Here is a 7,332-nt window from a genome sequence, read left to right as displayed (position 1 = left end):
CACCCAAGTGAAGCTGGCGCGGCGCTGCCCCGCCTGCAGCTACAGAAAGGGACAGCCATGATTACGGAAGATATTCAGGCTCTCGTCGCGGCGGTATCGCCCGGCCATCCGGCTTGCTGGCACGCGGGGATGGACCGGCAGGCGGTCGCCATCCTGCGCGAAAGGCTTGAGGTGCTGGAGCGCGATGTGGCTGCAATCGAGGCCCAGCTGGTGCCGGGCCACCTGCGGGGCTCGATGCCCCGCGATCCCGCGGCGCTCGACGGCAAGGTGATCACCATGGCCGAGGTCACGGCCCGGGCGCGCGCCCGCCGCAAAGGCTTGATCGTGCACCTGGTGCCGATCGAGGGCGGTGAAGGGGGTGCGGCATGAGCGAGAAAGCATTGGACGCGGCTGCTGTCGCCGCCGGCGATGAAAAGCAGAAGAGGCTTTATCGCGCGCTTTCCGCCGGCATCGACATTGCGCTCAGTGCGTCCGAGAAAGACGGCCTGTCGGTCGGTGACCAGCTGGAGGTTGTCGCGGCCCGCCTCGGCCATCTGGTGTGGATCAACACCTCGCGGGATGACCGCGAGCAGATGCTGTTGCGGCTGGCGGCGCAGATGTACAGAACCAGCGGCCTGCAGGCCACGGCGAGGTCGGCATGAGCAAGCCACCGACCCTCATCTCGGTCCATCCGGGTGGCCAGGTCGTGTGGGGGCGGACGCCCCCGGCGGGCGCCCTGGTGATCGCCAGTGCCGCCCGCTACCGGGATGCCCGGTCGGCCGTTCAGGCGGCGGCACGGCACGCAAGGGACGGCCGCCGTTACTTCGCCTCAGGTGTGCCCGAGGCCGAGAACGAACGGCAGGCCATGGCCGCCGCGCTCGCCTGGCGCGACTGGCTGTGCAAGCGCGACGGCCTCACCCCCATCGACCCACCCTATGTGCAACAGGAGGCCTGACGTGGCCGTTTATTTTCAGCTTGGCGATGCGGTGACCCACCGCGACGGCGACAAAGGTCGCGTCATCAGGATCCACGGGCCGTGCCCCAGCTCTCACGGCAAGCAGCTCGCCTATATCTGCTCGCTCGGGAGCCGATACGCCATCTGCTGCGCGAGCGACCTGCAGTTTGACGACAATCGGTCGGAGCTTTCGGAGGGCGCTCTATTCGCGGCCGATGTCACCATCGCCATCAATGATGCTGCCGGCCGCTCGTCGATCAGCAAGGGCTTGCAGACGACCATCATAGCCGGCGTGCTTGGTAAGGCGATCGCCGACAATTGGCCCGTGGAAACGCAAGAGGAGGTCGTGCGTCTCGCTGCCAGTGCGCTGCATCAGGCCGTGGCTTCGAGTGCGATGACGGCGCGCTCGACCGTCAAGACCGAGGGGCGCGCATGAGCGCCGCCCGCGCCCTGTTCGCGGTGGTGACCGCCCTCGCTCAAGCGCGGCTTGAAAAAGGCCTGACGCTGGAGGCCGTGGCGAGCCGTGTGGGCGTGAGCGCCCAGGCGCTCGACCAGTGGGAGCGGCGGCAGGTCATGCCGCGCCTCGAAAACCTGTTCGGCTGGGCACGGGCGCTCGGCATGACGATCAGAGTTACATCGGGAGAAGACCAATGACCGACATCACGCCGGCTGAGCGACTGGAAGCGACGCTCTCCGTCTATGACATCTTTGGCGCGGCCTGCGTGTGCAGCCGCTGCTTCGCGCAGCAGAGCGTTACCGAGTGCCGCCAGCCCTTTCCGCACCGCGCGGGCTGCGCGCTGGAGGCAGCAGAAACCCACCCGTGGATCCTGATCAATACGGCGGTTGATTGGGCGATGCGCCGCGCCGATCCGGTGCCTGCCGCCCAGCCCGCCACCACTTCGGGCGCATCGACATGACCGGCCTCGCCCGCATCGCCCTTTCGGGCGTCATCACCGCCCCGGCGCGACGTCACCGGGGCCTGCTCGACCGCATCTCGAAACTCCTTCGGAGGACCCTCCATGTCTGATACCGCCGCCGTGCCTGCCGGCTATATGCAGAATGGTGAAGGCCATCTCGTCCCGATCGACCAGATCAAGGCCCACCATATCCTCGAAGATCAGCTCGTCCGTGAAGTCGTCGCGCTGGCGGAAGAGGAGGTGGAATCACTCCGCAAGCTCAAGGCGGTGATCGCCGACAGCGTTGAGGCCCTTATCGCGCTGATCGCCGAACGCTATGGCGTCGTCAAGGGCGGCAAGAAAGGCAACATCACCCTGTCCAGCTTCGATGGCTCGCTCCAGCTCCAGGTCGCGATCGGCGAGTTCACCGATTTCGGGCCGGAGCTCCATGCCGCTAAAGCCCTGATCGACGAATGCCTGACGGCCTGGTCGGCGGGCGCGGGGAACGAGCTCAAGACGATCGTCACGGACGCCTTCAGGGTGAACAAGGAGGGTCGCCTCGACAAGAACCGCATCCTCGGGCTGCGCCGTCACGACTTCGATGACGAGCGCTGGAAGCGCGCGATGGATGCGATTTCCGACAGCATCCGCGTCCAGCGATCGAAGGAGTATTTCCGCTTGTACCGGCGGGCCTCGCCGGATGCGGACTTCGTCCAGATCCCGCTCAACATCGCCCGGGTGTGATCCATGCACCCCGCCCGTGAGCCCAACCCCCAGTCGTGGCAGCGCCGAATCATGCGGCTGGCCGATGTCCTGAGGGCGGTCGGCGACCGCCTCGCCATCGAGCATATCGACGCGCTGGCGGCTGCTGGGGCGGAGCCCGCCGAGGCGGTCAAGGCTCTCGGGATCTCGGTCTCGGGAGGGGTCACCCGCTGGCGGGCGGTGGTGCTTTTTCGAAACCGCTGGCTTGAGCTCGTTCGCGCCGACCCGGGCTTGCTCGCTCCCCACGAGGCGGAGATCGCCACCCGGATGGCCCAGGCCGAAGCCTGCGAGCCGATCCCCACCTATTCCATGGAGGCCAAATGATGCGCCCGATTGTGGATTATGCCCTCGATCTCGATGCCGCGCGCCGCGCTCTGGATGCCGAGATCAATCAGGTGTCCGGGCGGATGGGTAAGCGCGCCCGCCTGCGCGCCCGGCAGCGGATGCAGGACCTCAATTTCGCCGTGGGCCGGGTGATCCTGCTGGCGGCAGGCGAGGCGACCCGGGGCGGCCTCGATGGAGACCCGCTGCGAACCTGGGTGGCCATTACCGCCTATACGATCCAGTGCGGTCTGGTCGAGCGGAGCGACCTTGTCGAGGCGTTCAACGCGCTGTCCGACGTCGGCCCGGGGGCAAGGGCATGAGCGCGCCTCGTCCGTCCCATATCGAGATCGTGATGGGCGCCGCCCGGCGCGTGGAGCGCGGCGTCTGGTTCCGGCCGGAGTTGCTGCTGCGGTATTGCGATCTGCGGCGCACCCAGATCCGCACCTGCATAAAGCACCTTGTGCGGGCAGGCCGGCTCGAAGCCCAGGGCATTGGCGGGGAGCGAATGTACCGCCTGCCCAGCACGGCGGCCTTGGCCGCGCGTGACGCGGCTCTGATTGCCGAGGCCGTGGCCGCCGGCCGCGTGACCCGCTGCCCGCCCGCCTATCTCCTGCCGACGCAAGGGGGCGCCCGGATCATCGCCAGCCGCGGATCCGCCCCGGCCGAACCCCGCTTCAACGCATTTCCGAGGACATGATCATGGCCTTGCCTTTCACGGTCGACGGCCGGACGGCTGCCCAGCAGGGCGCGTCCGTGACATCCAACCCTTATCCCTTCGATAGCGCTGCGTATTACGAGTGGCTGGCGGATTGGCACGCGGGCAAGGCCGCGACGCTTCGGTCCAACGCGCCAGAGCGCGCGAAACTGGCGGCGCTCGCCGATCAGTATCGTCAGCGCGCGGCGTCCATCCGGTTGACGACCACCAGCGGGGGGATCTGATCATGATCCAAGCCCTCATGATCATCATCACGTCCATCGGCTCGAACCCGCACGCCGCCGCTTCGCTCGTGTCGCCCATGGAGTGTGCCGAGACCGCCGAAGAAATGGCCCTGTCGGTCGCGGCAGGCGAGGCCGAGGGCCTTGTGCTGTGCATCTACGGCGAGGGGGTGGACTATGAGTAACTGGCCCTTCGCGCCGCTGAGGCCGCTCTCGTATGACCTGATCATGGCCGATCCGCCCTGGCGCTTCGAGACCTGGTCGGATGCCGGCAAGAAGCACAAGAGCCCGGAGGCCCATTACGAGACGATGCCGATCGAGGAGATCGCGGCGATGCCTGTGGGGCATCTGGCGCGGCGGGATTGCCTCCTCTGGCTCTGGGCGACCAACCCCATGATCGATCAACAGATTGCAGTCCTGAAAGCCTGGGGCTTTCGCTTCGTCTCAATGGGAACATGGGTCAAGCGGACGAGGAACGGCAAGCTGGCTTTTGGCACGGGCCACCGTCTGAGGTGTGCGTCCGAGCCCTTCCTGATCGGCACGAACGGAAACCCTGAAACCTGCAAGTCGATCCGAACCGTGATCGAAGGGCCTTTGCGGCAGCACAGCCGGAAGCCCGATCAGGCCTATGCCGAAGCCGAGCGCCTCGTGATCAACCCCTTTGCGCGCGCCGACCTGTTCACCCGCCAAAGCCGGCCGGGCTGGGACGGCTGGGGCTATGAGGCCGGGAAATTCGATGGAGATGCAGCATGAGTAACGACCGCGAGCAGATCCTCCAGGCCGAGTTGGAGGCGCAGGCCGTCGCGCTGGCCGATGCCATGTGGGCGGCGGCGGTCGAGACGGCAAAGGCCTTCGGCGCGCTGCCCGCCGCCAACGCCATGTTGGCCGCCCTCGCTTCGCTCGAAGGGCAGATGCTGGGCCATATGGTCGACGCCCGGCATCGCCGCATCCTCGCCCGCCAGCTGGACGCGCAGCGCCGTGCGGCGCAGCTCCGAACGATGGCCAGGCGAAATGCGGGCGACGGCTTCCAGACATACACCATTGGAGGGCCGCTCAATGGCTGACCAGGACAGCATCAAGGCAAAGCTGCGGGCGCTTCTGGCCAAGACGACGGCCGCCGGCTGCACCGAGCCGGAGGCGGCGAGCGCCATGGCGGCCGCCGCGCGGATCATGGCGGCCCATGGCATCGACCCGGACGATATCGACACGGTGGATGGCGAGCGGGTGAGCATTGCCCGGTCGAAAGCCAGCTGGCCTTATTCGTTGGTCCACGGCGCCATCGAGCGGGTGTCTCGCGCCAGATCGCACATCCGCTATTCGCATCATGCTGGCGGCCGTCTGAAAATCACCATGCACTTCACGGGGCGACCGTCGGATGTCGCCCTCGCCGAATATCTCTACATCCTGCTGGAGCGGGCAATACGGCGTGCACAGGCCGATTTCCGGGCCACCAAGACGTGGCGCCTAAAGCGCAGTCGCAAGACGCGCGGCGAGGAGATGGCGGCCTTTACCGAGGGCCTGTGCTGGCGGCTGACGGACAGGGTGCTGGAGGTATTCAGCCATCGCCTTCCGCCGCCGCCGGCGCCGACGCAGCAGCCGGCGGTTACGCCGGAGCCGGAGCTCACCAAGGCCGAGCAGGCGCGCGCGCGGAAGCAGTTCCGCGCCTGGGAGAAGATGATCAATCGGAAGGGCTACTGGGCCGGGACGGCCGCCGCCGACGCTATCCAGGTGACGGATGCCATGGCCGGCGAAGCTCCCGAGCCGCAGATGATCGGGAGGTCGTGATGGCCGTGCCTGATCCCGCGAAGCGCCGGTCGCTGATCTCCGCGATCCATGCGGAGGCCGCGAAGCAAGGCATGGACGACGACCTACGGCGCCAGGTCATCGCCAATGCGACCGGCAAGACCTCGTCGGCCGAGCTGACGATCCCCGAACTCGGCCGTGTCCTGGACGCCATCAAAGGCCATGCCGGCGCATGTCAGCAGCCGGCCCGGGGCCGCGCCCTGGCGGAGAGTACTCACGCCCGCAAGATTAGGGCGCTCTGGCTGAGCCTTTGGAACCTGGGCGCTGTCGATAGTCCGACCGAAGCCGCCATGGCGGCGTTCGCCAAGCGGCAGCTGCGAATCGATGCCCTGCAGTGGGTGACGCCGCATCAGGCCTCCTCGATCATCGAGGCGCTGCGCGATATCGGGCGGCGGCACGGTTGGGACGTCAAGCCGGGGTGCACGGTCGCGGAGGCCGAGGTCGCCCTGGCGGGAGCGCAATTCGAGAAATTGCGGGGCTTGCTGCACATAGACGCGGTCGACGAAGCCGTCACTGCGATCGTTTGCACCCAAGGGATCTCGCAGCGGGAGCTGATCCGCCGCTATGGCGAGCTGATCCGCGCCCATAAGGGAGGCGCCCGTGGCTGATCTCCCGATCCAGCTGCGAGAGGCCTTCGAGGCCTTCTGGAAAGCGGTCCCCAAGCGGCCCGCCGACCGCCCCGGTAAAGCCCGAGACGAGTTCGGCCGGCTGGTCAAGCGCGGCGTCGATCCGCAGGCGCTGGTGCGCGCAGCCGGGCGCTACGCCGCCGATGTCCGCGCCCGCTCGGTCGACCCGCAGTATATCCCGCTGGTCGGCCGCTGGCTGCGGGAGGGCGGGCACGAGGCCTTCCCGGACCCGGTGCCCGCCGAGGAGCCGGCCGAGCTGACCGTCGATACCTCGGTGACTCAGGCCCCTGTCCATACCGCCCTAGTGGTCGCCGGCATGACCGACGCCGACCACCGCAGCTGGATCGCCCGCTGCCAACTCGACGTCGATCGGGATCGGTCGGCCCTACTGGTCCGCGCGCCCAGCCGGTTTATCGCCGACACGATCAAGGAGCGGTTCGTTCCGGTCCTGAAGCGCGCTTTCAGTGTCCGCGAGGTCCAATTTATCTCGCCGAGAGGTGGGCCATGACCGCGCCGAGCTGGTACCCCAAGCCCGAAACCCTGCCGGGCGTGCTGGCGCTCATCGCCCAGGTCGTCGGCATCGACGCCGCTTTGCGCGTTGGCCAGGTCGCGGGCGGGCAACAAAAATACATGCCCATGCCCGACAAGGTCGGGCCGAATACCTGGCTGTCCAAACTGATCGGCGTCAAGGCGGCCCGGCTGGTCGCCGCCCGCCACCTGAAGGCCGGGGCGGTGAAAGGGGAGTTGCTGCTCGTCCCCTCCGCCTCGGTCGAGCGGAACGCGATCGCCGTCCGCACGCTGTGGATCCAGCGGGGCTACTCGATCAACCAGATCTCGGGCGAGCTACACCTCGCCCGGCATCGCGTGAAAGAGCTGGTTGAGGGCTGGCCGAAAGGCAACGGCGGCCCGGCTCTTGAAGAGGCCGCCGATCCGGGGCGCTGCCCGGCTTGCGGCCGCCGCCATCCGGCCAAGCGCCTTCGGCTGTCGGATCATCGTCAAATGTCGCTGCCGCTGGCGGCGGCACCGCCTAGGGGCGCAGGGGCCATCTGAT

General features: G+C 67.7%; 18 protein-coding genes. All 18 read left to right on the top strand.

The features are described from left to right. Positions 1 to 369 (top strand): hypothetical protein (locus tag DKG74_RS20685; protein ID WP_207779448.1); only part of this gene is annotated, 369 nt, incomplete at its 5' end. Further along, entirely contained in the window at positions 366 to 641 is a 276-nt protein-coding gene (locus DKG74_RS20680) for a hypothetical protein (protein WP_109908081.1), read from the top strand. The genes DKG74_RS20685 and DKG74_RS20680, both read left to right, overlap by 4 nt. Further along, a complete protein-coding gene (locus DKG74_RS20675) occupies positions 638 to 934 on the top strand; it encodes a hypothetical protein (RefSeq protein WP_109908080.1) in 297 nt (98 codons plus the stop codon). Before DKG74_RS20680 ends, DKG74_RS20675 begins: the two co-directional genes overlap by 4 nt. Before the next feature lies 1 nt (position 935). Next, complete coding sequence (locus tag DKG74_RS20670) at positions 936 to 1,370, top strand: hypothetical protein (protein ID WP_109908079.1); 435 nt, start codon at positions 936 to 938, stop codon at positions 1,368 to 1,370. Beyond that, positions 1,367 to 1,588 (top strand): helix-turn-helix domain-containing protein, encoded by a 222-nt coding sequence (locus DKG74_RS20665; protein ID WP_109908078.1) that lies wholly within the window; start codon positions 1,367 to 1,369, stop codon positions 1,586 to 1,588. The genes DKG74_RS20670 and DKG74_RS20665 overlap by 4 nt, the downstream gene beginning before the upstream one ends. After that, a complete protein-coding gene (locus DKG74_RS20660; protein WP_109908077.1) occupies positions 1,585 to 1,851 on the top strand; it encodes a hypothetical protein in 267 nt (88 codons plus the stop codon). Before DKG74_RS20665 ends, DKG74_RS20660 begins: the two co-directional genes overlap by 4 nt. 102 nt (positions 1,852 to 1,953) lie before the next feature. Beyond that, complete coding sequence (locus DKG74_RS20655; RefSeq protein ID WP_109908076.1) at positions 1,954 to 2,574, top strand: DUF3164 family protein; 621 nt, start codon at positions 1,954 to 1,956, stop codon at positions 2,572 to 2,574. 51 nt (positions 2,575 to 2,625) lie between these two features. Further along, positions 2,626 to 2,916 (top strand): hypothetical protein, encoded by a 291-nt coding sequence (locus DKG74_RS20650; protein ID WP_133251668.1) that lies wholly within the window; start codon positions 2,626 to 2,628, stop codon positions 2,914 to 2,916. Then, entirely contained in the window at positions 2,913 to 3,236 is a 324-nt protein-coding gene (locus DKG74_RS20645) for a hypothetical protein (protein WP_133251667.1), read from the top strand. Before DKG74_RS20650 ends, DKG74_RS20645 begins: the two co-directional genes overlap by 4 nt. Beyond that, positions 3,233 to 3,613 (top strand): hypothetical protein, encoded by a 381-nt coding sequence (locus DKG74_RS20640; protein WP_133251666.1) that lies wholly within the window; start codon positions 3,233 to 3,235, stop codon positions 3,611 to 3,613. The genes DKG74_RS20645 and DKG74_RS20640 overlap by 4 nt, the downstream gene beginning before the upstream one ends. 2 nt (positions 3,614 to 3,615) lie before the next feature. After that, positions 3,616 to 3,855, top strand: coding sequence for a hypothetical protein (locus DKG74_RS20635; protein ID WP_109908072.1), 240 nt, complete (start codon positions 3,616 to 3,618; stop codon positions 3,853 to 3,855). 2 nt (positions 3,856 to 3,857) lie between these two features. Next, positions 3,858 to 4,037 (top strand): hypothetical protein, encoded by a 180-nt coding sequence (locus DKG74_RS20630; RefSeq protein ID WP_109908071.1) that lies wholly within the window; start codon positions 3,858 to 3,860, stop codon positions 4,035 to 4,037. Beyond that, positions 4,030 to 4,605 (top strand): MT-A70 family methyltransferase, encoded by a 576-nt coding sequence (locus DKG74_RS20625; protein WP_109908070.1) that lies wholly within the window; start codon positions 4,030 to 4,032, stop codon positions 4,603 to 4,605. Before DKG74_RS20630 ends, DKG74_RS20625 begins: the two co-directional genes overlap by 8 nt. Then, positions 4,602 to 4,916 carry a hypothetical protein gene (locus DKG74_RS21895; RefSeq protein WP_165837794.1) on the top strand — a complete coding sequence of 105 codons (315 nt, stop codon included), beginning with the start codon at positions 4,602 to 4,604 and terminating at the stop codon, positions 4,914 to 4,916. Before DKG74_RS20625 ends, DKG74_RS21895 begins: the two co-directional genes overlap by 4 nt. Continuing rightward, entirely contained in the window at positions 4,909 to 5,637 is a 729-nt protein-coding gene (locus tag DKG74_RS20615) for a DUF7168 domain-containing protein (RefSeq protein ID WP_165837793.1), read from the top strand. The genes DKG74_RS21895 and DKG74_RS20615 overlap by 8 nt, the downstream gene beginning before the upstream one ends. Next, on the top strand, positions 5,637 to 6,263 hold the full coding sequence (locus DKG74_RS20610) for a regulatory protein GemA (RefSeq protein ID WP_109908068.1): 627 nt from the start codon (positions 5,637 to 5,639) through the stop codon (positions 6,261 to 6,263). The genes DKG74_RS20615 and DKG74_RS20610 overlap by 1 nt, the downstream gene beginning before the upstream one ends. Continuing rightward, a complete protein-coding gene (locus DKG74_RS20605) occupies positions 6,256 to 6,789 on the top strand; it encodes a DnaA N-terminal domain-containing protein (protein WP_109908067.1) in 534 nt (177 codons plus the stop codon). The genes DKG74_RS20610 and DKG74_RS20605 overlap by 8 nt, the downstream gene beginning before the upstream one ends. Continuing rightward, entirely contained in the window at positions 6,786 to 7,331 is a 546-nt protein-coding gene (locus DKG74_RS20600; protein WP_109908066.1) for a hypothetical protein, read from the top strand. The genes DKG74_RS20605 and DKG74_RS20600 overlap by 4 nt, the downstream gene beginning before the upstream one ends. The last annotated feature ends 1 nt before the right edge of the window (position 7,332 follow it).

The sequence above is a fragment of the Zavarzinia aquatilis genome, assembly GCF_003173035.1.
Taxonomy (GTDB): Bacteria; Pseudomonadota; Alphaproteobacteria; order Zavarziniales; family Zavarziniaceae; genus Zavarzinia; species Zavarzinia aquatilis.
This window is presented reverse-complemented; position numbering and strand designations above follow the sequence as displayed.